Below are 20,368 nucleotides of genomic sequence, written 5' to 3'. Positions count from 1 at the left end.
ATTTCAGGGGGAAAGGAGAGTGTGATGAAGCTGTTTGTGGGGCTGGGCAATCCCGGTGCGAAATATGCGGGCAACCGCCACAACATCGGCTTCATGGCGCTGGAGCGTATCGCCGCAGATCATGGCTTTGGCCCTTGGCAGGCCAAGTTCAAAGGGCAGATCAGCGAAGGGCGGTTGGGCGCGGAAAAGGTGCTGCTGCTGAAACCGCAGACCTTCATGAACCTGTCCGGCGAAAGCGTGCAAGCCGCCGTGGCGTTCTACAAGATCGACATTGGTGACATCACCGTCTTTCACGACGAACTCGACCTTGCCCCCGGCAAATGCCGGGTCAAGACGGGCGGCGGTCATGCGGGCCATAACGGATTGCGATCCATCCATGCCCATCTGGGCGAGGCTTATCACCGCGTCCGTCTGGGCATTGGCCATCCCGGTCACAAGGATGCCGTTGCCGCCTATGTGCTGAACGATTTCGCCAAGGTCGAACAGGATTGGCTGGACGACCTGCTGCGCGGCATTTCGGATGGGGCCGTTTCACTGGCCAGCGGTGATGCCAGCCGCTTCCAGAACGCCGTGGCCCTGCGGACCAACCCGCCGCGTTCGTCGGACAAGGCCGAGGCCAAACCTGAACGAGAGCCCGCCGCCACAATCCCCAAGGCCGAGCCAAAAGACGAAGACAACCGCAGTTCCTTGCAAAGATTGATGGATCGGTTTCGCTGATGGGCCAATCTGTCCGCGAGCAGTTCTTACAACAGTCGCGGTCCTGTTTGGCGATGGGTTCGCCGCTAACAGCACGCATTCTCTCATTGCTTGCCTCGGATATCGCTCTTGGCAATCCACTGACAGAACGTGTTCTGGGCTGGCCTGGCCCCGCCAGCGACGCTCTTCCTTTGCGGCTCGCTGGCGGGCTTCACAGCCTTGTTCGATCCGGTAATGCGACCGATTTGCAAAATTTCTATAGATCGAACCAGAAATTTGACGACCAGCAAGCAATCACCATCCTCCGGGCCGCCCTTGCAGAACATGCAATATATCTGAACGCGTGGCTGGACAGTCCGCCCCAGACCAATGAATTGCGACGTTCGGCAGTTTTGATTGCGGCAGCCCATTGGCTCAGCGACCGTTTCAAACTTCCATTGGAACTGTCTGAAATTGGTGCCTCGGCTGGCCTGAACATGATCTGGGATCACTATGCCCTTCACCTCGGGGGCCAAACCTACGGCCCAAACGACGCGCCCCTAACGCTATCCCCTCAATGGGAAGGCGATTTTCCACCGACAGTTAGCCCCGTGGTCCTGTCCCGCGCGGGTGTCGACCGCTCGCCGATTGATCCGACCCGAGACCGCGAACGCTTGCTTTCCTATATATGGGCTGACCAGGCCGACAGGCTTGCTCGCACGGAAAAGGCTCTTGATCTCGTAGCTTTTCTTGGGGTCCGGCCCGAAAAAGGAGAGGCTTTGCCGTGGATCAGAAAACGCTTGGCGATAGCCTATCCGGGACGTCTGCACCTGCTCTATCACACCATAGTCTGGCAATATCTGACCCCTACAGAGCGCGCCGAGGGTGAGGGATTGATCGCACAGGCCGGGGCCAAAGCCACGGTTGACGCACCTTTGGCGCATTTAGCGATGGAAGAAGATGGACGAAAGCCGGGTGTCGGCCTGCGCATCACGCTCTGGCCGGGAATGCTGCAATTGCAACTAGGGCGTGCGGATGCTCACGGTCGGTGGATAATATGGAGTCCCGAAATCGTTTAAGCATCTGATCAACCTAAAGAATCAGATTGTTAACCTGTGGCGATTGTTTACGATTTAACCTGTATTGTAGGAGGTCCGCATGTCCAGCGAACGTTACCCTTCCCTCAACGTTCTTGGTGGGCGGCTGGAGCTTTGTTCGCAGGATCCCCTGACCGGCTATTTCCGCAATGGCCGCTGCGACAGCGGGCCGATGGACGCGGGGCAGCACACGGTTTGCGCGGTCATGACCGATGAATTTCTGGCGATGTCAAAATATCTGGGCAACGATCTTTCAACCCCCCGCCCCGAATACGGCTTTGCCGGGCTCAAGGCCGGAGATCAGTGGTGCCTTTGCGCCACCCGTTTCATTCAGGCCCATGCCGAAGGCGCGGCCCCCAAGGTGCGCCTTGCGGCCACGCATATGCGCGCGTTGGATGTGATCCCGCTGGAACTGCTCCAGAGCTACGCCGCCGATTGAACCGCCTGCACCGGCGTATTTGCGTTTGCCAGCCGCTGCGCCATCGGCGCGTCCTGCATCAGCTCGTCAATGAACAGGCTTAGCAGTTGCGGCCGCCCGCTGACCCCCGCCTTGCGGTAGATCGCGTTGGTTTGCGCCTTGACCGTGCCCTCACTGGTGGACCGCAGCGCCGCGATTTCGGCGGTCGAAAGGCCCTTGATCGCAAACAGCGCCACATCCCGCTCGGCGGGGGTCAGCCCCCATTCGGTAAACTGTTCCTCTAGCAGATCCATAAAGGCCACACTGGCCCGGCGCAGTTGTTCTTCGGCCCGGCTTTGCTGCCAAAGCGCATGATACAGGGTCACGATCCCCATGATCACACCCAGCAGCAACCCCAGCGCCGCACCGATTTCCAGATATTCCCGCGTCTGCCAGTCAAAAGGCACCGTCCAGAAACCGAACAGCGACGACAGGATGTCAAAAATAAAGAAACCCGCACTGAAGACCTGCACCAGTAGCGCCACAAGGACGACAATCGAAAGCTTACTAAAAATCCGCAGCATGAAAGCGCCTATTTTTCCTTGGACTTACCGTTGTTCCCGGCGTTCTTGCCACCCTTACCGCCCTTGCCCTGTTCGGCGGGCGTCTTGCCGCCACCGCCCCCACGGCCACTCGGATCATCCACGGGACCCGTCGCCGTTTCATCGCTACTGCCATCCGGCCTGTCCGTCGGCCCCGTTGCCGTCTGGTCGCCCCCATTACCTGATTGTTGGTCCAAACCGTGATCTCCCCGCACCAGCAAGGTATCTCCGCCGTTCGCGGGCGAGACGACCATGTCTGACCTTGGCCGGAAATAATCGCGCAGGATTTCTCCGGTGTTGGGATTCAACACGATCTCGCGCTGGCCCTCGGCCGCTGAACCTAGGATCAAAACCCGCCCCAGCAAAGTCCGCGTGATTGTAACCTTCTGAAACCCCTGCCCGCGCAACTGCGCAACAAGGTCATCCGTCAGCGGGTTGGCCAAAGCCGTCCCCGCCATCATCAGCAATCCCACAAGACTGGCCTGCGGCAACAAACTGGCCCGCATCGGCGATCCTTTCCCAAACCGGGCTTGGCCCGAAACTGCCGCGAATCACGGCACAAAAAATCTGATCTCTGCCCCTTAGAATGAAGGGGCAGAGACCTTGGATCAAGCATGGTCGCAACCGGTGTGTGACAGGCCCGGTGCCAACCCCAAACGGACCAAGGGGATGGAGGTCCGCAAGGTTTTGCCAGGCCGGACAAATCCACCTGTGCCGACCCTTCCCTGCCTTGCCCCTGCGGCAGGCGGGCGGTCTATCGGGAAAAGGTTTATGGGACGGCCGTGATCCCAATAAAAAAAGCCCTAAACTTTGGTTTAGGGCCGTTTTCATCAGACCTTCATATCAAAGCCCAGATGCTTGGCGACGGTAAAGATATCCTTATCCCCCCGTCCGCACATGTTCATCACAATGATATGCTCGCGCGGCAGTTTCGGCGCGATCTTCATCACATGGGCCAGCGCGTGGCTCGGCTCCAGCGCGGGAATGATCCCTTCCAGCTTGCAGGAAAGCTGAAACGCCTCTAGCGCCTCGGCATCGGTGATCGACACATATTCCGCCCGGCCCGTATCATGCAGCCAGGCATGCTCCGGCCCGATACCGGGGTAATCAAGGCCCGCGCTGATGCTGAAACCTTCCAAAATCTGCCCATCCGGGTCTTGCAGCAGATAGGTCCGGTTGCCGTGCAACACGCCGGGACGCCCGCCGGTCAGGCTGGCACAATGCTGCATCCGATCATCGACGCCTTTACCTCCGGCCTCCACCCCGATGATGTTCACTGAAGGATCATCGAGGAAGGGGAAGAACAGCCCCATCGCGTTCGATCCGCCCCCAATCGCCGCAACCACCGTATCGGGCAGGCGGCCCTTGCCTTCCTGCTCCTCAAGCTGCCAGCGCACCTCTTTGCCGATGATGCTTTGGAAATCGCGCACCATGGCCGGGTAGGGATGCGGGCCCGCCACCGTGCCGATGCAATAAAACGTATCGCGCACATTGGTCACCCAGTCGCGCAGGGCATCGTTCATCGCGTCTTTCAGCGTGCCCCGACCGCTGGTCACCGGCACCACCTTGGCCCCCAAAAGCCGCATGCGGAAGACGTTCGGCGCCTGCCGTTCCACATCATGCGCGCCCATATAGACCACGCATTCCAGCCCGAACTTGGCGCAGACCGTGGCGGTGGCCACCCCATGCTGGCCTGCCCCGGTTTCGGCGATGATCCGCGTCTTGCCCATGCGGCGGGCCAGAATGATCTGGCCCAAGACATTGTTGATCTTATGCGCGCCGGTGTGGTTCAACTCGTCCCGTTTGAAGTAGACCTTGGCCCCGCCCAGATGTTCCGTCAGGCGCGGTGCGAAATACAGCGGCGAGGGGCGACCGACGTAGTGCTTCCATAGATCGTCCATTTCCGCCCAAAAGCTGGGGTCGGTCTTGGCGAATTCATACCGCTGTTCCAGCTCTAGGATCAGCGGCATCAGGGTTTCGCTGACGAACCGCCCCCCGAACAGGCCAAAGCGCCCCTGTTCGTCCGGCCCGGTCATATAGCTGTTGATTCCGTCGTCCATCACGCGCCCCTTTGCTGTCCCCCGTGATGTAGCCTTGCTGGGGGCAAGGGTAAAGCCGGATCAGGGGGCTTGCATATAATCCGATATCGCACTAAATAGTGCGATATCGGATTATATGGAGGAAGCCATGAGCCTGTCGCGTCGGAAATCGCTGTTCATTCTGGGCGGGGGTGTCATCCTTGCTGCCACCGCTGTCGGGGCTAAGGTCGCCATGCGCGCACCACAGACGGCGCTTTTGCCCTGGGGGCAAGCGGGGCAAGGGGATGATCCGCGCATCCGGGCGCTGTCCTATGCGCTGCTGGCCCCGAACCCGCACAATCGTCAGCCTTGGCTGGTCGATCTGGCAACGCCTAACGAAATCACGCTTTTCGCCGACCTGAACCGCCTGCTGCCGGAAACCGACCCGATGAACCGGCAGATCACCGTGGGGCTGGGTGCCTTCCTTGGCCTGCTGCGGATGGCCGCCTTGCAAGACGGTCTGCGGGCCGAGATCACGCCCTTTCCTATGGGCGAGACCCCGGAAGGGCTAGACGCCCGCCCCATCGCCCATATCCGCCTGACGCCGGACAGCAAGGCCCTGCCCGACCCGCTGTTTGCGCAGGTTCTGGCGCGGCGTTCGGTCAAGGAACCCTATGACCTGACCCGCCCCGTGCCCTCTGCCCTGCTTGAACCTATGGCCAAGGCGGTGATCTTTTCCGACTTTGGCGCTTCGGTCGATCCGGCGCATGTCCAATCCCTGCGCGAATTCACCCACAACGCGCTGGCTATCGAAGTAGCCACGCCACGCACCTATGCCGAAAGCGTCAACCTGTTCCGCATCGGGGCCAAGGAAACCGATGCCAACCCCGATGGGATCGACTTTGGCGGCCCGCTCTTTGAAATGCTGGCGGCCACCGGCCAATTCACCCGCGAAACGGCGCTGGACACGACCAGCACCGTCTATCAACAGGGCATGGCCGCCGTCTTTGCCAATTGCGATACGGCGATGGGCCATGTCTGGCTGGTGACCCCCGCCAATGACAGGGCTAGCCAATTGGCAGTGGGCGAGGATTGGCTGCGCCTGCATCTGGCGGCGACGGCGGCGGGGCTGTCGCTGCAACCGCTAAGCCAAGCCTTGCAGGAATTCCCGGAAATGGCCGGCCCTTACCGTGACATCCACGCAAGGCTTGCGCCCAATGGCGGGACGGTTCAGATGTTGGGCAGGATCGGCTTCGGGCCAGAGGTTGGCCCCAGCCCCCGCTGGCCGTTGGAAACACGGATTGCAAATGGCGCAGGATGAACAGGGATCGGATCGGGGGGCGGCGCTGGCCGCCTTCTTTGTCCTGTTCAACGAAATCGGCATTCTCGCGCAACTGTCGGCCGCGATGTTTGAGGCACGGATGCCGCCCGGCCACCTGACCTCGCAATTCGCGCTTCTGAACCACCTGATCCGGGTGCGCGACGGGCGGACACCCTTGGAACTGGCGCGGGCCTTTCAGGTGCCAAAGACGACGATGACTCACACCATTGCCCTGCTGGAAAAGCGGGGCCATATCGCGGTGCGCCCGAACCCCGAGGATGGCCGTTCCAAACAGGTCTGGCTGACCGATGCAGGCCGCGCCTTCCGAGAACAGGCGCTGGCCGCGATGGCCCCCGACATTATGGAACTGGCCGCAGCCTTCCCCCCTGAAAAGGCCGCCGCCCTGCTGCCCGGCCTGACCGAACTGCGCAAACTGCTGGACGAAAGGCGCGATGGTTGAATTTTGGGGCGAGGTTAGCTAAGTTAGCTAAGCAGACACAGGAGCCCGCGATGCAAGTGAACATGCATGAAGCGAAAAGTCGGCTTTCGCAATTGATCGAGGCCGCCAAAAAAGGCGAAGAGGTGATCATTGCGCGCGACAACGAACCCATGGTGCGGCTGGTGCCGATCCACAAGGGCAAGTTCCGCATGGGCGGGCTAGAGCATTTGGCTGGCACCGTGCCCGATTTTCTGGAACCCATGTCAGAAGAAGATCTTCGGGCGTGGGAGGGGCGTGATTGACCCAACTTTTGCTGGACACCCATGCTTGGGCGTGGATCGTGACCATGCCCGGCAAAATCAGCAGTCGAGTCCAGTTGTTTCTGGACCAAGCAGACACCGTATGCCTGTCAACGGTGAGTGTATACGAGATCGGTCAAAAAGTTCGTTTGGGCAAATGGCCGGAAATGAACGGCCATCTGGACGACATTGAAAGCGTGTTGGTGGCCCGCGGTGGCACGCCGATTGCACCGGGAACACAAATATGCGCTTTGGCAGGCCTTCTCGACTGGCCCCACCGCGACCCTTTCGATCGGATCATCGCGGCCACCGCCCTCTCCTTAGACCTCACCCTCATCTCTGCCGACACCGTCTTTGATGCCCTGCCTATCCGCCGGGTCTGGTGACTGTTCGCCCCGGTCCGCAAGGTAGCTGCGCCATAGATAGACCCCCAGCCCGACAACCACACAGCCTGCCAGAATGAAACCCAAGGCATTGCTGATCAGGCTGGCGATTTCTGCAATCCGGGTGGCAAAGGTATAGCCCAGATAGGAATAGGCCACAGCCCAACACGCCGCCCCCACCCCCGCCGCCGCCGTAAAGGCCCACCAGTTGAACCGCAACGCCCCCGACAGATAGCCCATATAGGGCCCCAGCGGCGACAGCACCGTCCGTGACAAAAACACCGCCACCGCCCCCTTGCGTTCCAGCATCGCCTCGGCCCGGATCACCGCAGGCCCTAGCCTTGGCCGCGCTTTCAACCCGCCGATCAACCGCGTGCCCCCCTTGCGCGCGATGTTATAGGCCAGTTGATCGCCCAGCATACAGCCGCCCAAAGCCGCCGCCTGCACCTGCCACAGCACCATATCCCCCGTGCTGGCAAAGCCCCCCGCCGTCATCACCAGCATCGAGACTGGCACCGGAATGGCCAGTGTCGACAGCATCACCCCAAACAGGATCAGCCAGACCCCATAGGTCGGCACAAGGGCCAGCAGCGTTTCAGTCATGGATCAGGTGATCCAGCATTCGCCGCGCGTCCATCTGCGCCCGCGCCTGTTCCACCCGCACCTGCAATTCGGCCAAGGTGATGCCCAGATGTTCGGTCACATCTTTCAGTGTCTTCTGTTTGTGATCCGGCTCCAGATCCATCACCCGGATGATCACGTCCGGAGGCAAATCCCAGCTTTTGGCGACATAGCGCGGCGACATCCAGTTCGCCAGATCCTGCCGCTGATGCGCCGGATCGGCGAAATACAAGGCGTCCCGCGCCGCCCCCCAACCGAACCAGCCAAGCCCCGCCAGCGCCACCAATAAGACCAGCGCCAGAACCCGCTGTTTCGCCCAAAGATAGCGCAAAAAGCCCATCAGCCCCGCACCGCGGCCATGAATTCCCGGATCTTCGCATGATCCTTCACCCCCGGCGCGCTTTCCACGCCGCTCGACAGATCCACCTGCCGCGCCCCGGTCAGCCGCACCGCATCCGCCACATTGCCCGCGTGCAAGCCCCCTGCCAGCATCCAAGGCTTCAGCCACTTCCGCCCCACCAGCAAACGCCAGTCAAACGTCAGCCCATTGCCCCCCGGCAATTCCCCCTTTGCCGGTTTCGCGTCGATCAGCAGCTGGTCGGCGGCAAGGCTCATCTCCATCAGCCCCGCCAGATCGTCTTCACTGGCCACACCCATCGCCTTCATCACCGGCAGACCATAGCGCGCCCGCACTTGGGCCACCCGTTCCGGCGTTTCGGCCCCGTGCAACTGGATCATGTCCAAGGGCATCGCCTCGACAATCGAATCCAATGTGGGATCATCCGGGTTCACCACCAAGGCCACTTTCGCCAGCCCCACCGGTGCGGCCAAGGCCAGTTCCCGACCCTGTTCCAGCGTCAGGTTCCGCGGGCTTTTGGCAAAGAACACCAGCCCCATATAGGCAGCGCCAGCCTCTGCCACCGCCTGCACATCCCCCACAGTCCGCAGACCGCAGATCTTGACCCGAATCAGATCCATCGCCTAGCGCCTGCCCTGATCCAGAATCGCCAGCACATCATCCTGTGGCGGCACCTGCCCCGCATCGCGCATCACGGCCAATTCCCGCTCCAGACGGCTCACATCCCGCCCCTTGGCCCGCGCATCGGCCCGATAGCGGTGTTCCCGCAGCCATTCCCAGGCAAAGCCGATCATCAGCCCCACCACAATCGCCCCAAAAATCACCAGAAACAGCGGCAGTTCCGCGGACAGGTCTAGCCCCAAAAAGGCCGCCATATCATCCGGCAGGGCTTGCACCCGAACAACCGAACGGTTGGCCAAGGCCAATGTCACCAGCGCAATCGCCAAGGTGCCCAGAAACAGATAACGAAGCCAACGGATCATGGCAGCCCCACCCTTGCCACGCCCGACAGCAGGCGCTGATCCGTCTTACTTGGTGTTCAGCCGGTCGCGCAACAACTTGCCCGTCTTGAAAAACGGCACTTTCTTGTCATCGACCTGCACGGATTCACCCGTGCGCGGGTTTCGGCCCACACGCGCCTCGCGCGACTTGACCGAGAACGCCCCGAAACCACGAAGTTCCACACGGTCCCCCTTGGCCAGCGCTTCGATGATTTCTTCAAAAACCGTGTTCACAATACGCTCAACATGGCGCTGCGTCAGGTGCGGATTTTCATCCGCAATCTTCTGGATCAATTCCGAACGGATCATCCGTAACATCCCCCTGTGGCGGGCTTCGAGGTTCCAAACCCCGTTGTTGTTTTATATCCGGACTATAGGCGGAAAATTCCGCCTGACAAACAGGAAACCCGTGTCGATTGCCCCTATCCCCGCAACGGAAAGGCCCCGCCGTTGCCAGCGGGGCCTCCAATCGGGTGAAAACACCCGAAATCGATACAGCCCTAAGGCTTAGTTGCCGCCCTTCAGCGCAGCACCCAAGATGTCGCCCAGCGACGCGCCCGAATCGGACGAGCCATACTGTTCGACGGCCTCTTTCTCTTCGGCGATCTCACGTGCCTTGATCGAAAGGCCCAGCTTGCGGGCTTTGGAATCAACGTTCGTCACGCGGGCATCGATCTTGTCGCCCACCTGGAAACGCTCCGGACGCTGGTCGCCACGGTCGCGGGCCAGATCCGAACGGCGGATGAACGACTTCATGCCGTTGTATTCCACCTCGATCCCGCCTTCTTCGATGGCCGAAACGGTGCAGGTGATGATCGACCCACGCTTCACCCCATCAATCGCGTCACTGAACGTGTCTTCGCCCAGCGCCTTGACCGAAAGGCTGATCCGCTCTTTCTCGATATCCACTTCGGTGACAGCGGCTTTCACCATGTCGCCCTTGCGGTAGTTTTGGATCGCCTCTTCCCCGCGCTGATCCCAGCTCAGGTCCGAAAGGTGAACCATCCCGTCGATGTCGTTCTCCAGGCCGACGAACAGACCGAATTCGGTGATGTTCTTCACTTCGCCTTCGATCACGCTGCCAACGGGGTGCGATTCCGCAAACACTTCCCACGGGTTGCGCTGCGTCTGCTTCAGGCCCAGCGACACGCGACGTTTTGCGCTGTCGATTTCCAGAACCATGACGTCGACTTCTTGCGAGGTCGAAACGATCTTGCCGGGATGCACGTTCTTTTTCGTCCAGGACATTTCCGAGACGTGAACCAGACCTTCCACACCCGCTTCCAGCTCCACAAAGGCGCCGTAGTCGGTGATGTTGGTCACGCGGCCCTTGTGGACCGATTCCAGCGGATAGGCTTTTTCAACAGCATCCCACGGATCGGATTGCAGTTGCTTCATGCCCAAGGAAATGCGGTGCGTGTCCTTGTTGATCTTGATGACCTGAACCTTGACGGTCTCGCCGATCGACAGGATTTCCGAAGGATGGTTCACACGGCGCCAAGCCATGTCGGTCACGTGCAGCAGACCATCGACGCCACCCAGATCCACGAACGCACCGTATTCGGTGATGTTCTTGACCACGCCATCGACCGTCTGACCTTCGGTCAGGTTGCCAATGACTTCGGCGCGCTGTTCGGCACGGCTTTCTTCCAGGATCGCACGACGCGACACAACGATGTTGCCCCGGCGACGGTCCATTTTCAGAATCTGGAACGGCTGCTTCATGCCCATCAGCGGGCCAGCATCGCGCACCGGACGCACGTCCACTTGGCTGCCCGGCAGGAACGCCACAGCGCCCCCCAGATCGACGGTGAAACCACCTTTGACCCGGCCAAAGATCGCGCCATCGACGCGGGTTTCCGACGCATAGGCTTTTTCCAGACGATCCCAGGCTTCCTCGCGGCGGGCCTTTTCACGGCTGATCTGGGCTTCGCCGCGGCTGTTTTCCACGCGGTCCAGATAAACCTCAACGGTATCGCCCACGTTGATATTCGGGGCTTCGCCGGGGTTTGCGAATTCTTTCAGATCGATGCGGCCTTCCATCTTGTAGCCGACGTCGATGATGGCCTGGCCCGCCTCGATGGCGATGACCTTGCCTTTGACAACCGTGCCCTCTTCGGGGGTGTCAATTTCAAAGCTTTCCTTCAAAAGGGCTTCGAATTCGTCCATAGTTGCTTTAGCGCACATGTGCAGTTTGTCCTTTCACGTCTTTTCACGGGCCTTGCGGTTGTCTCCGCCGGTCTTGCTCAATGAAACCAAGCCCCACGCCACTGGCGCAGGGTTTGGATGGGCGGTGCCATAGGGGAAATGCCTCGCGCTGGCAAGCGAAACCGCGAGAAATCACTGTGACTCCGGTTGAGCGGGCGCCTTTCCGGGGCTATGGGGGGGCATTCTTTGAAAGGACACCTGCGATGCCACTGTTCCTGTCGACCCAAGATGCCGGTTTTGAGGCGGATTTCGCGGCACTTCTGGGCATGAAGCGGGAAGAGGCCGAGGATGTCGATCAGGCCGTGGCGACGATTATCGCCGATGTGCGCGCGCGGGGTGATGGGGCGGTTCTGGAACTGACCGCTCGGTTTGATCGGCTGGCTCTGACGGCAGACAAATTGGCTTTTTCCAAAGCCGAGATTGCCGCCGAGATTGCCAAGGTGACGCCCGAAGACCGTGCGGCGCTGGAACTGGCTGCGGCGCGAATCCGGGCCTATCACGAAAGGCAGCGGCCTTCGGACTTGCTTTGGACCGATGAAACCGGGGCGACGCTGGGTTGGCGTTTCACGCCGATTCCGGCGGCAGGGCTGTATGTGCCGGGGGGCTTGGCGACCTATCCTTCCTCTGTCCTAATGAACGCCATTCCGGCGCAGGTGGCAGGGGTCAAGCGGCTGGTCATCGCCTGTCCGACGCCGGGCGGGGTCGTCAATCCTTTGGTTCTGCTGGCCGCTGAATTGGCCGGGGTTGTGACGGTCTATCGGATGGGGGGCGCGCAGGCGATTGCGGCGCTGGCGTATGGGACGGAAACGGTGCAGGCGGTGGACAAGATCACCGGGCCGGGGAATGCCTATGTGGCGGCGGCGAAGCGGCGGGTTTTCGGGCGGGTGGGGATTGATATGATCGCGGGCCCTTCGGAAATTCTGGTGATCGCGGACCGGGACAATGACCCGGATTGGATCGCGCTCGACCTGCTGTCGCAGGCCGAGCACGATGAGAGCGCGCAGTCGATCCTGATCACGGATGATGCCGCCTTTGGGCGGGCGGTCGCGGCGGCGGTGGAGCGGCGGTTGGAAACGCTGGAACGGCGGGCGATTGCGGGGGCCAGCTGGGCGGCGCATGGGGCGGTGATTGTCGTCCGGGATTTGGATGAGGCGGCGGTTCTATCGAACCGGATCGCGCCCGAGCATCTGGAATTGTGTGTGGCCGAGCCGGAAAAGCTGGCCGAAAAGACGACCGAGGCGGGGGCGATCTTTCTGGGTTCCTGGACCCCTGAGGCCATCGGAGACTATGTCGGCGGGCCGAACCATGTCTTGCCGACGGCCCGTTCCGCCCGGTTTTCCAGTGGGCTTTCGGTGCTGGATTTCATGAAGCGGACCACTCTGGCGAGGATGACCCCCGAGGCCCTGGCGGCGATTGGACCGGCGGCGGAAAGGCTGGCCATTTCTGAAAGTTTGCAGGCCCACGGGTTGAGCGTGCGGGCAAGGCTGGATCGGCTGAACGGGTAGGTTTTCACGCGTGAAATCGCTGGCAAGTCTTTGGTTCTTATTATTTATGCGAATATTTGAATATTCTGGCGCGTGCAAGCCGGCACCCTACCGATAAGGGGCAAAACCACCGCTTGTGACGCCCCCCACCCCTGACCCCTCCCCACGAGGGGGAGCGCGCTGAACGGGTGGTTAGGATTGTGATCGACCAAACGCCATGACCGGCGCGGTGAAGGATAAGGATTGACCATGCCCCTGACCCCCGAACTTTCTGTCCGTGACTGGCGGGTCAGCCGGGCGTTTTATCGGGATGTCCTGGGCTTTGCCGTTGCCTATGAACGCCCCGAGGAAGGCTTTTGCTTTCTGGAACGCGACGGCGCGGCGCTGATGATCGACCAGATCGGGCTGGGCCGCGATTTCGACGGCGGGCACTTGCCCAAGGAATATCCCTTTGGCCGGGGCGTGAATTTTCAGATCGAGGTGTCGGCGCTGACCCCGATTTTGGCGCGGCTGGCCGCAGGGGGCTTTCCGCTTTTGATCGGGCCGGAGGAGAAATGGTATCGCCGGGGCGATCAGGAATTGGGCCAAAGGCAGATCGCCGTGGCCGACCCGGATGGGTATTTGTTGCGGTTGTTTGAGGGGTTGGGGGAAAGAAAGATCATTTAGCAGTTAGAGACGCCCCTCAGGAAGGCAACATTCGCGGGAGTGATTGCAAAAGCGCAACAAACCCTCCAAAGTAGCAACACCAGGTGGGGGCTCGCCCGACCTGGTGTCTTAGTTTGATGTCGATGGCGCGTAGCAAAGCCAGTGGGGCCAGTTCGACTGCTATGAAAGATACATACTTCCGCAATGGCAGAGAGTCAAGTTCCCTACCAGTACGATGCGGCAACGATCACCGCAGTCAAGGTGTCGCTTTCCGAACCAAGGTTTGCAAAATACATCACGAAAGCTAGCGGCGACGAGGTCTTTGCCTTCGCACTGTATCTTTATAACGCGAGACTGGCAAAGTCATTGCTCTTTCCACTCAGCGTGGCGGAGGTGACGCTTCGCAACGCGGTTGATAGTGTCCTTATGCAGCAGTTTGGCGCGGCATGGCACAAAGACATGCGCTTTCGCAGCGATGTTCTGACACCGGAAAGCGCAGCCGCCTTGGATAAAGCCGTCGCGCGAGCCAAGTCTGACAGTCGCGGGAAGGTGATCGCTGAGCTTACCTTTGATTTCTGGTCCAATCTGTTTCGCGTTGAATACGCTGATCTGTGGCGAACCAAGGCCAATATTGCATTTCCGCATCTTTCTCACGGCGAAGGGCGCCACGAAATTCAGTTGCTGGCGAGGGCAATCAACGGCATCAGAAACAGGGTCGCGCATCATGAACCAATTCTGGATATGAACGTGCCCGAACTGCATTCGAGAATCATCAAGCTGGTGGATCTTCGATGCCACCTCACCGCCGATTGGGTGCGACATCATTCAACCATAAGCACTGTCCTGCGTTCCCGACCTAAGGCCGACGGGTCCGCGCCCGTCACTTTGGCCAGCAAGGCAGATGAAAGATTCGCGATTGTGGAACGAGCAACATCGCTCCTCAAATTGAACCAGGAAGAAACACACTCCCTTGCAGCATTCGTCTGCATGGAGAATGGGCAGGTTGTCGGGGCCATCACGCATCAGCAATTGGCGCTTTACATGGCGGGGAAAGCCCGTGATCAGGCGGGGCTGATCGACCTGAATGACTACACTGTTGCCGATCTTTTGAACAGACCTACAGTTGCGGATGGCCTTCGACTAATGCCAGCGGAGTCATCCTTTTTCGATGCCATCAAGGTACTTCAGTCACCGAAGACGCGGATTGTTGTCGCCATCAATTCGTTCGATGGTTCTCCTGTAGGCGTCGTGTTGCGGGCGCACAGAAGATACTGAAATTTGGCTGATTTTGGTGCTGCCTGCCCATGACGACGCCCCCCTTGCGGAAGCGCCCTGATCCGGCCAATGTCACAGCAACAGCCGAAAGCCAGATGATGACACGCCTTTGCCGGATCGAGATTGATGACCGTGGCCTTGCGCCTCCGACGCCCGAGATCGAGCAGGATCGGCGGGTGGCGGTGTTTGATCTGCTGGAGGAGAACCGCTTTGATCTGGCGGGGCAAGAGGGGCCGTTTGCGCTGGCCCTGGGGATCCGCGAGGGGCGGCTGGTCTTTGATCTGACGACGGAAAGTGGAGCGAAGCTGGTGGAGTTCCATCTGTCTTTGGGGCCGTTCCGGCAGGTGGCGAAGGATTATTTCCAGATTTGCGAAAGCTATTTCGATGCGGTGAAGCGGCTGCCGCCCAGCCAGATCGAGGCGATTGATATGGCGCGGCGGGGGATCCACAACGAAGGGGCGCGGGTCTTGCAGGAACGGCTGGAGGGGAAGGCTGTGGTCGATACGGCGACGGCGCGGCGGCTGTTCACCTTGATTTGCGCTTTGAATTGGGGAGGGCGCTGATGGGGGATTTTCCGCAGGCGGTGCTGTTCTGCTGTGACCACAATGCGGTGCGTTCGCCGATGGCCGAGGCCTTGATGAAGAAGTTCTACGGGCAGAAGGCCTATGTGCAGTCGGCGGGTGTGGTGAATGATATGGAGATTGACGGCTTTTCGATTGCCGTCTGTCAGGAATTGGGGATCGAGCTTTCGCGGCACCGGTCGCGGTCTTTTGCGGAAATGCAAGAGGGGGGGGATGATCTGGGGCAGTTCGATCTGGTGATCGCCCTGTCACCCGCCAGCCAGCATAAGGCGTTGGAATTGACGCGGTTTGCGCATCTGAATGTGGAATACTGGCCGATTCTGGACCCGACGGGTCTGGGGGAAACGCGGGAGGCGAAGCTGTCGGCCTATCGGCAGGCGCGGGACCAGATCCGGGACCGGATGCTGGCGCGGTTTGGGCCTCCGGTGAAAACCGGCTAGGCGCGCAGTGCCGAGGCGTTTCAGGCGCGGTGCGCCCCAGCGGCCAAGGCGCTGACATTGGCCAGAACATCGGCGACAGGCTTGCCAGCACCGATATCCTTGACGATGGCGGAGCCTACGACACAGCCATCGGCGATGGCGGCAATGTCATGGGCGGCATTCGGGGTGTTGATGCCGAAGCCGACAATGACGGGCAGATCGGTGGCGGCTTTGATGCGGGCGACCTCGGGGGCGACATTGGCGGCCTGGGCGGTGGCAGCCCCGGTGATGCCAGTGATGGAGACATAATAGACAAAACCCGAGGTGTTTTGCAGAACGCGGGGAAGGCGTTTGGCATCGGTGGTGGGGGTGGCAAGACGGATGAAGTTCAGGCCCGCCGCCTGGGCGGGAAGGCAGAGTTCCTCATCCTCTTCGGGGGGCAGGTCGACAACGATCAGGCCGTCGATGCCAGCGGCCTTGGCATCGGCGAGAAAACGGTCGACACCGCGGGCGTAGATGGGGTTGTAATAGCCCATAAGGACAATGGGGGTGCGGTCGTCGCTTTGGCGAAAGGCGCGGACCATATCCAGAACCTTGTCCATGGTCATGCCGGCATCAAGGGCGCGCTGGCCGGCAAGTTGGATGGTGGGGCCGTCGGCCATCGGGTCGGTGAAGGGCATGCCGAGTTCGATGATGTCAACGCCTGCGTCCGGAAGGCCTTTCATGACAGCAAGGCTGGTCGCCGGATCAGGGTCACCGCCCATGATATAGGCGACGAAAGCCTTGCTGCCCTCGGCCCGCAGGCGGGCAAAGCAACGGTCAATCCGGGTTTGAAGGGCGGGCATGGGGCATCCTTTCGCTGTTGGCGAAGCTGTGCCGCAACGGTGGGCGGAAAGCAATGGGCGAAGGGGGCGGTGGAAGCGGCCCCGTTGGGCAGAATGCGTTGGTTTCAGGGGCGATCACGGCGGCGCAGGAAATGGTTGTCGGCCAGTACGCCCGCGAGAATGACCGAGCCCATGACGGCAAAGTTGAGGGATGAGGGGATGCCGAGCAGGTTGACCAGATTCTGCAAGACCTGCAAAAGCACGACGCCAAGTGCTACGCCGACAATCGAGCCCTCGCCGCCGCGCAGGGAACAGCCGCCCAGAACTGCGGCGGCAATGGCATAAAGTTCATAGAAATTGCCGTGGGAAGAGGGGGAAATGGAGCGCGTGTACATCGCGAAATAAACAGCGGCGATGGCGGTCAGCACGCCGGAAATCACATAGGCGGCGATGAGGATGCGGGCGGTGGGCACACCGCTGTAGCGGGCGGCCTCCTCGTTCCGTCCGGTCGCGAAAAGATAGCGGCCATAGGCGGAACGGTGCAGGACGACGCCCATGATCAGGGCCAGAACGACAAAGGCCGTCAGGCTGTTGGGCACGCCAAGGATGCGGCCCGTGGTGATCCATTCCAGCGTGGGAAAGCTGGCGCCAAAGGGAAAGCCGGCGGTGGCGTCTTCGGTGTAGTAGCGCGCCAAGCCGCGATAGATCAGCAGGCCGCAAAGGGTGACGACAAAGGGTTGCAACCCTAGGCGCGCCACCAGCCAGCCGTGGATGAATCCGATCACCGCCCCCATCGCCAGCATCGCCAGAAAGCAGACCAGCGGCGAAAGCGTCTCGGTGGCGATCAGATCGACGAACAGCACGCCCAGCAGGGCGATGACCGAACCCGCCGAAAGCTCGATCCCGCCGGAAATGATGACGAAAGCCTGGGCCACGGCAAAGATGCCGAAGAGGCCCACCAGATTGGCGGTGTTCGAAAGGTTCACCGGGGCCAGAAAACGGGGATTGATCAGGGCGACGGTGGCCCCGACGGCAAGGATCAGAAGCAAAAGGCCAAGGTTTTTACGGTTTGTCATGCGATGTGTCGTTTCTTTTCTTTGTGCAAATCGTCTTGACCGCGCCCGACGGCCAAGGAGAGGATGGATTGTTCCGAAAGGTCGTCCCGCGTCAGTTCCCCCGCGATGCGGCCTTCGTGCATGACCAGCACCCGGTCCGAGACGCCGATGACTTCCTCCATATCCGAGGACACCATCAGCACCGCCGCACCAGCATCGGCCAGACGGCGCATATGGCCATAGATTTCGCCCTTGGCCCCGACATCCACCCCGCGCGTGGGTTCGTCAAAGATCAGCACGCGCGGGGCACGGGCCAGCCATTTGCCGATCACCACCTTTTGCTGATTTCCGCCCGACAAGCTGCGCACAGGTTGGCCCATCCCCGCTGCCCGTAAGTCCAGCGCGCTTCCCTGTTCCTGCGCCAGAGTCGTTGTTTTGGCGCGTTGGACCAGACCAAGACGGCAAAGGGCGGGCAGATTGGGCAGGGCGAAGTTGTCGGTGATGGAAAAATCAACGATCAGACCGCAAGCCTTACGATCCTCGGGCACCAGACAGACCCCAGCTGTCATGGCGGCCCGAGGATCGCCGGGCGGGACTGGGTCACCCGCCACGCGGATCTGGCCGGAAAGAGGGCGGTCCAGACCGAAGATCGTACCTGCCAATTCGCTGCGGCCCGAACCAATCAGCCCCGCCAGCCCCACAATCTCGCCCGCGCGCACCGTCAGGGTTATCGGCTGGGTCGGATAGCGAAAGGTGCGAACCTGATCGACCTCTAGCAGCGTGTCGGCGGGTGGGCGGGCGGGACGCCGGTATATCTGGGCCAGATCGCGACCGACCATGTGGCGCGTCATCACGTCGGGCCGGATCTGCGGCCCCGTCAGTTCCGTGATTTTGCGCCCGTCGCGCAGCACCGCCACGCGATCAGCCACGGCCTGAACCTCGGCCAGCCTGTGGGTGATGAGGATCACCGCAACGCCATCTTGCCTAAGCGCGCGCACGATACCTAACAATCGTTCGGTTTCTGTTGCGGTCAGGCTGGAGGTCGGTTCATCAAGGATGATCAGCCGGGCCTGCATCGACAAGGCCTTGGCAATTTCGACCAATTGCCGTTCCGCGAGCGATAGGCTGGACAGGGAGCGATCTGCCGGAAACTCCGCCCCCAGCCGCGCCAGCAAGGGTGCGGCCAAGCGGGCCATGGCCGGTTCATCGACCAGCCGCAAAAACCCGCCGCGCAAGGGTTCGCGGTGCAGTAAGATATTGGCGGCGACGGTCAGATTGTCGAACAGGTTGAGTTCCTGATGCACAAAGGCAATGCCCGCGGCCTGCGACTGGCGGATCGTAAGGCCGTTGCTTGAGACCCCTTCCAGCGTGACATGGCCACTGTCGGGCTGGATCACGCCACCCAGGATTTTCATCAGCGTCGATTTGCCCGCGCCGTTTTCCCCAACGAGACCCAGAACCTCGGCCCGTGCCACATCCAGATCGATGCCCTGGAGGGCCGGAATGCCGTGATAGGCTTTCGACACGGATTCAAATTTCAGAAACATCTTCTATCCAGCAAAAAGGGGCAGACGGGCCAAGGGAGGTGCGCCCGCCTGCCCACGCTTCAAGGGTCAGCCGCCGATGCGCTGTTTCAGCTCTGCCTCGAATGCGTCCACGTTGGATTGGTCGATGATCGCCGTCGGGACGATCACCAGCTTGTTTTCCGGGATCATCGACATGTCGCCTTCCAGCACCGCCGCCATCAGCTTCATCCCCTGATAGCCCCATTCATAGGGTTGCTGGACCACGGTCCCGGCAATCGAGCCTTCGCGCACGCCGCCCAAGGTGATCGGGTCTTCGTCAAAGGCGATGACGGTGATCTGGCCCAGCTTGCCGGCCTCTTTCAGCACCTCGTAAATCCGAGGCGGGTTATAGGAATAAAAGCCCACCATGCAGTTGATGTCGGGGTTGGCGGCCAAGGCATCCTCGACATTTCGCTTGGCGCGGGTCATGTCGATGTCATCGCCCCGCACGTCGATCAGTTCGACATTCGATCCGGCAATCTTGGCCTTCATCCCGTCGATCCGCTCGCGGGCATTGTCCGCCCCCGGCAGGCCGACAAAGCCGATACATTTGCCGCCATCCGGCATCGCTTTCAACGCGATTTCCCCGGCCTGCATTCCGGCGTCGGTGTTGGACGATCCGATATAGGCCACACGATTCGTGTCGGGCGCGTCGCTGTCGGTGGTGAACAGGGGCACCTGCCCCCCGATCCGGTTCAAAGCCTCGGTCGAGGATTTCGGATCGACGGCGCTGACCATGATGGCCGCGACACCCGCCGCCACAAGATCGTCCATCAGGCGCTGCTGCACGGCGGCGGCCGCCTGTTCGGGGTATTTGAATTGCAGATCGTAGTTTGGCAGTTCTTCTTGTGCCTTCTTGACCCCGGCCTCGGCCAGTTTCCAAAAGTCCGATGCGCCGTTGACCACAAAGACCAGCGCCTTTTTGTCCTGCGCCGGCGCAGCCAGAGTGCTGGCCAAAAGGGCCACAATCGCCAAGGGGGATGTCCGGTTCCGTTTCATTGTTGTCTCCAAAATTTGGGCAACACCCCTCTGCGGGACAAAGTCGCCCCGTTTCCGGTGTTGTTGCTGTTTCAAAATTCGGCCCGGTCAGGTCGAGGAACG

At 60.8% G+C, this 20,368-nt stretch carries 25 protein-coding genes; 12 read left to right on the top strand and 13 right to left on the bottom strand.

All coding sequences use genetic code 11. The annotated features are described in order from the left end of the window. Positions 1-24: 24 nt before the first annotated feature. The 3 genes from pth to IE095_RS08270 all read left to right on the top strand — a co-directional run bounded on the left by pth (position 25) and on the right by IE095_RS08270 (position 2,211). Positions 25-717 (top strand): aminoacyl-tRNA hydrolase, encoded by a 693-nt coding sequence (gene pth / locus IE095_RS08280; RefSeq protein ID WP_189411156.1) that lies wholly within the window; start codon positions 25-27, stop codon positions 715-717. Then, a complete protein-coding gene (locus IE095_RS08275; RefSeq protein WP_189411155.1) occupies positions 717-1,754 on the top strand; it encodes a DUF2332 domain-containing protein in 1,038 nt (345 codons plus the stop codon). The genes pth and IE095_RS08275 overlap by 1 nt, the downstream gene beginning before the upstream one ends. Before the next feature lie 79 nt (positions 1,755-1,833). Further along, complete coding sequence (locus IE095_RS08270) at positions 1,834-2,211, top strand: DUF2237 family protein (RefSeq protein ID WP_189411154.1); 378 nt, start codon at positions 1,834-1,836, stop codon at positions 2,209-2,211. Here IE095_RS08270 and IE095_RS08265 read toward each other — a convergent pair. The 3 genes from IE095_RS08265 to trpB all read right to left on the bottom strand — a co-directional run bounded on the left by IE095_RS08265 (position 2,196) and on the right by trpB (position 4,834). After that, positions 2,196-2,753 (bottom strand): helix-turn-helix transcriptional regulator, encoded by a 558-nt coding sequence (locus IE095_RS08265; protein WP_189411153.1) that lies wholly within the window; start codon positions 2,751-2,753, stop codon positions 2,196-2,198. The two genes, IE095_RS08270 and IE095_RS08265, sit on opposite strands and share 16 nt — an antisense overlap. 8 nt (positions 2,754-2,761) lie before the next feature. Next, the gene (locus IE095_RS08260) at positions 2,762-3,277 is read right to left on the bottom strand and encodes a hypothetical protein (protein ID WP_189411152.1); all 516 of its coding nucleotides are present in this window, start codon (positions 3,275-3,277) and stop codon (positions 2,762-2,764) included. Between the two features lie 324 nt (positions 3,278-3,601). After that, positions 3,602-4,834: a tryptophan synthase subunit beta gene (gene trpB / locus IE095_RS08255; RefSeq protein ID WP_189411151.1), complete on the bottom strand. Its 1,233-nt coding sequence runs from the start codon at positions 4,832-4,834 to the stop codon at positions 3,602-3,604. A 124-nt stretch (positions 4,835-4,958) separates the two neighbouring features. Between trpB and IE095_RS08250 the strand changes: the two genes are divergently transcribed. From IE095_RS08250 to IE095_RS08235, 4 genes are read left to right on the top strand one after another with little or no spacing between them, the layout of a single operon-like run. Continuing rightward, positions 4,959-6,110 (top strand): Acg family FMN-binding oxidoreductase, encoded by a 1,152-nt coding sequence (locus tag IE095_RS08250; RefSeq protein ID WP_189411150.1) that lies wholly within the window; start codon positions 4,959-4,961, stop codon positions 6,108-6,110. Next, positions 6,097-6,570, top strand: a complete 474-nt coding sequence (locus tag IE095_RS08245; protein WP_189411149.1) for a MarR family winged helix-turn-helix transcriptional regulator — start codon at positions 6,097-6,099, stop codon at positions 6,568-6,570. Before IE095_RS08250 ends, IE095_RS08245 begins: the two co-directional genes overlap by 14 nt. Positions 6,571-6,620: 50 nt before the next feature. Then, positions 6,621-6,851 carry a type II toxin-antitoxin system Phd/YefM family antitoxin gene (locus IE095_RS08240; protein ID WP_189411148.1) on the top strand — a complete coding sequence of 77 codons (231 nt, stop codon included), beginning with the start codon at positions 6,621-6,623 and terminating at the stop codon, positions 6,849-6,851. Next, entirely contained in the window at positions 6,848-7,234 is a 387-nt protein-coding gene (locus tag IE095_RS08235) for a type II toxin-antitoxin system VapC family toxin (protein ID WP_189411147.1), read from the top strand. The genes IE095_RS08240 and IE095_RS08235 overlap by 4 nt, the downstream gene beginning before the upstream one ends. Here the strand turns inward: IE095_RS08235 and IE095_RS08230 are convergent. The 6 genes from IE095_RS08230 to rpsA form a co-directional block, all read right to left on the bottom strand. Then, the gene (locus IE095_RS08230) at positions 7,169-7,834 is read right to left on the bottom strand and encodes a DedA family protein (RefSeq protein WP_189411146.1); all 666 of its coding nucleotides are present in this window, start codon (positions 7,832-7,834) and stop codon (positions 7,169-7,171) included. The genes IE095_RS08235 and IE095_RS08230 overlap by 66 nt on opposite strands. Continuing rightward, positions 7,827-8,192, bottom strand: coding sequence for a hypothetical protein (locus IE095_RS08225; RefSeq protein ID WP_189411145.1), 366 nt, complete (start codon positions 8,190-8,192; stop codon positions 7,827-7,829). Before IE095_RS08225 ends, IE095_RS08230 begins: the two co-directional genes overlap by 8 nt. Continuing rightward, complete coding sequence (locus IE095_RS08220) at positions 8,192-8,830, bottom strand: phosphoribosylanthranilate isomerase (RefSeq protein WP_189411144.1); 639 nt, start codon at positions 8,828-8,830, stop codon at positions 8,192-8,194. The genes IE095_RS08225 and IE095_RS08220 overlap by 1 nt, the downstream gene beginning before the upstream one ends. A 3-nt stretch (positions 8,831-8,833) precedes the next feature. Continuing rightward, complete coding sequence (locus IE095_RS08215; protein WP_189411143.1) at positions 8,834-9,193, bottom strand: lipopolysaccharide assembly protein LapA domain-containing protein; 360 nt, start codon at positions 9,191-9,193, stop codon at positions 8,834-8,836. A gap of 45 nt (positions 9,194-9,238) precedes the next feature. Further along, entirely contained in the window at positions 9,239-9,520 is a 282-nt protein-coding gene (gene ihfB / locus IE095_RS08210; RefSeq protein WP_189411142.1) for an integration host factor subunit beta, read from the bottom strand. A 198-nt stretch (positions 9,521-9,718) separates the two neighbouring features. After that, complete coding sequence (rpsA, locus tag IE095_RS08205; protein WP_189411141.1) at positions 9,719-11,398, bottom strand: 30S ribosomal protein S1; 1,680 nt, start codon at positions 11,396-11,398, stop codon at positions 9,719-9,721. Positions 11,399-11,622: 224 nt separating this feature from the next. On the opposite strand from rpsA, the gene hisD reads away from it, so the two are divergent. The 5 genes from hisD (at position 11,623) to IE095_RS08180 (ending at position 15,844) form a co-directional block, all read left to right on the top strand. After that, on the top strand, positions 11,623-12,924 hold the full coding sequence (gene hisD / locus IE095_RS08200; RefSeq protein WP_189411140.1) for a histidinol dehydrogenase: 1,302 nt from the start codon (positions 11,623-11,625) through the stop codon (positions 12,922-12,924). A gap of 228 nt (positions 12,925-13,152) precedes the next feature. Continuing rightward, positions 13,153-13,569 carry a bleomycin resistance protein gene (locus IE095_RS08195; RefSeq protein ID WP_189411139.1) on the top strand — a complete coding sequence of 139 codons (417 nt, stop codon included), beginning with the start codon at positions 13,153-13,155 and terminating at the stop codon, positions 13,567-13,569. Between the two features lie 183 nt (positions 13,570-13,752). Further along, positions 13,753-14,823, top strand: coding sequence for an Abi family protein (locus IE095_RS08190; protein WP_189411138.1), 1,071 nt, complete (start codon positions 13,753-13,755; stop codon positions 14,821-14,823). Positions 14,824-14,921: 98 nt separating this feature from the next. Next, the gene (locus IE095_RS08185) at positions 14,922-15,386 is read left to right on the top strand and encodes a UPF0262 family protein (RefSeq protein WP_189411255.1); all 465 of its coding nucleotides are present in this window, start codon (positions 14,922-14,924) and stop codon (positions 15,384-15,386) included. Then, on the top strand, positions 15,386-15,844 hold the full coding sequence (locus IE095_RS08180; RefSeq protein ID WP_189411137.1) for an arsenate-mycothiol transferase ArsC: 459 nt from the start codon (positions 15,386-15,388) through the stop codon (positions 15,842-15,844). The genes IE095_RS08185 and IE095_RS08180 overlap by 1 nt, the downstream gene beginning before the upstream one ends. Before the next feature lie 20 nt (positions 15,845-15,864). Here IE095_RS08180 and trpA read toward each other — a convergent pair whose 3' ends face one another. The 4 genes from trpA to IE095_RS08160 form a co-directional block, all read right to left on the bottom strand. After that, positions 15,865-16,668 (bottom strand): tryptophan synthase subunit alpha, encoded by an 804-nt coding sequence (gene trpA, locus IE095_RS08175; protein WP_189411136.1) that lies wholly within the window; start codon positions 16,666-16,668, stop codon positions 15,865-15,867. Between the two features lie 104 nt (positions 16,669-16,772). Next, entirely contained in the window at positions 16,773-17,723 is a 951-nt protein-coding gene (locus tag IE095_RS08170; protein ID WP_189411135.1) for an ABC transporter permease, read from the bottom strand. Then, a complete protein-coding gene (locus tag IE095_RS08165; RefSeq protein WP_189411134.1) occupies positions 17,720-19,249 on the bottom strand; it encodes a sugar ABC transporter ATP-binding protein in 1,530 nt (509 codons plus the stop codon). Before IE095_RS08165 ends, IE095_RS08170 begins: the two co-directional genes overlap by 4 nt. 66 nt (positions 19,250-19,315) lie before the next feature. Continuing rightward, positions 19,316-20,266 (bottom strand): sugar-binding protein, encoded by a 951-nt coding sequence (locus IE095_RS08160; RefSeq protein ID WP_189411133.1) that lies wholly within the window; start codon positions 20,264-20,266, stop codon positions 19,316-19,318. Positions 20,267-20,368: the final 102 nt, after the last annotated feature.

Origin of the sequence: Neogemmobacter tilapiae, assembly GCF_014652215.1 — a bacterium.
In the GTDB taxonomy this organism is placed as follows: domain Bacteria; phylum Pseudomonadota; class Alphaproteobacteria; order Rhodobacterales; family Rhodobacteraceae; genus Neogemmobacter; species Neogemmobacter tilapiae.
Note: the sequence above shows the minus strand (reverse complement) of the source record. Positions and strands in the feature narration are given on the sequence as shown.

Bases quoted from the DNA above. Each gene is read 5' to 3' on its own strand.
- pth (WP_189411156.1), top strand. From the start codon at position 25: ATGAAGCTGTTTGTGGGGCTGGGCAATCCCGGTGCGAAATATGCGGGC.
- IE095_RS08275 (WP_189411155.1), top strand. From the start codon at position 717: ATGGGCCAATCTGTCCGCGAGCAGTTCTTACAACAGTCGCGGTCCTGT.
- IE095_RS08270 (WP_189411154.1), top strand. From the start codon at position 1,834: ATGTCCAGCGAACGTTACCCTTCCCTCAACGTTCTTGGTGGGCGGCTG.
- IE095_RS08265 (WP_189411153.1), bottom strand. From the start codon at position 2,753: ATGCTGCGGATTTTTAGTAAGCTTTCGATTGTCGTCCTTGTGGCGCTA.
- IE095_RS08260 (WP_189411152.1), bottom strand. From the start codon at position 3,277: ATGCGGGCCAGTTTGTTGCCGCAGGCCAGTCTTGTGGGATTGCTGATG.
- IE095_RS08250 (WP_189411150.1), top strand. From the start codon at position 4,959: ATGAGCCTGTCGCGTCGGAAATCGCTGTTCATTCTGGGCGGGGGTGTC.
- IE095_RS08245 (WP_189411149.1), top strand. From the start codon at position 6,097: ATGGCGCAGGATGAACAGGGATCGGATCGGGGGGCGGCGCTGGCCGCC.
- IE095_RS08240 (WP_189411148.1), top strand. From the start codon at position 6,621: ATGCAAGTGAACATGCATGAAGCGAAAAGTCGGCTTTCGCAATTGATC.
- IE095_RS08230 (WP_189411146.1), bottom strand. From the start codon at position 7,834: ATGACTGAAACGCTGCTGGCCCTTGTGCCGACCTATGGGGTCTGGCTG.
- IE095_RS08225 (WP_189411145.1), bottom strand. From the start codon at position 8,192: ATGGGCTTTTTGCGCTATCTTTGGGCGAAACAGCGGGTTCTGGCGCTG.
- IE095_RS08220 (WP_189411144.1), bottom strand. From the start codon at position 8,830: ATGGATCTGATTCGGGTCAAGATCTGCGGTCTGCGGACTGTGGGGGAT.
- IE095_RS08215 (WP_189411143.1), bottom strand. From the start codon at position 9,193: ATGATCCGTTGGCTTCGTTATCTGTTTCTGGGCACCTTGGCGATTGCG.
- ihfB (WP_189411142.1), bottom strand. From the start codon at position 9,520: ATGATCCGTTCGGAATTGATCCAGAAGATTGCGGATGAAAATCCGCAC.
- rpsA (WP_189411141.1), bottom strand. From the start codon at position 11,398: ATGTGCGCTAAAGCAACTATGGACGAATTCGAAGCCCTTTTGAAGGAA.
- hisD (WP_189411140.1), top strand. From the start codon at position 11,623: ATGCCACTGTTCCTGTCGACCCAAGATGCCGGTTTTGAGGCGGATTTC.
- IE095_RS08195 (WP_189411139.1), top strand. From the start codon at position 13,153: ATGCCCCTGACCCCCGAACTTTCTGTCCGTGACTGGCGGGTCAGCCGG.
- IE095_RS08190 (WP_189411138.1), top strand. From the start codon at position 13,753: ATGGCAGAGAGTCAAGTTCCCTACCAGTACGATGCGGCAACGATCACC.
- IE095_RS08185 (WP_189411255.1), top strand. From the start codon at position 14,922: ATGACACGCCTTTGCCGGATCGAGATTGATGACCGTGGCCTTGCGCCT.
- IE095_RS08180 (WP_189411137.1), top strand. From the start codon at position 15,386: ATGGGGGATTTTCCGCAGGCGGTGCTGTTCTGCTGTGACCACAATGCG.
- trpA (WP_189411136.1), bottom strand. From the start codon at position 16,668: ATGCCCGCCCTTCAAACCCGGATTGACCGTTGCTTTGCCCGCCTGCGG.
- IE095_RS08170 (WP_189411135.1), bottom strand. From the start codon at position 17,723: ATGACAAACCGTAAAAACCTTGGCCTTTTGCTTCTGATCCTTGCCGTC.
- IE095_RS08165 (WP_189411134.1), bottom strand. From the start codon at position 19,249: ATGTTTCTGAAATTTGAATCCGTGTCGAAAGCCTATCACGGCATTCCG.
- IE095_RS08160 (WP_189411133.1), bottom strand. From the start codon at position 20,266: ATGAAACGGAACCGGACATCCCCCTTGGCGATTGTGGCCCTTTTGGCC.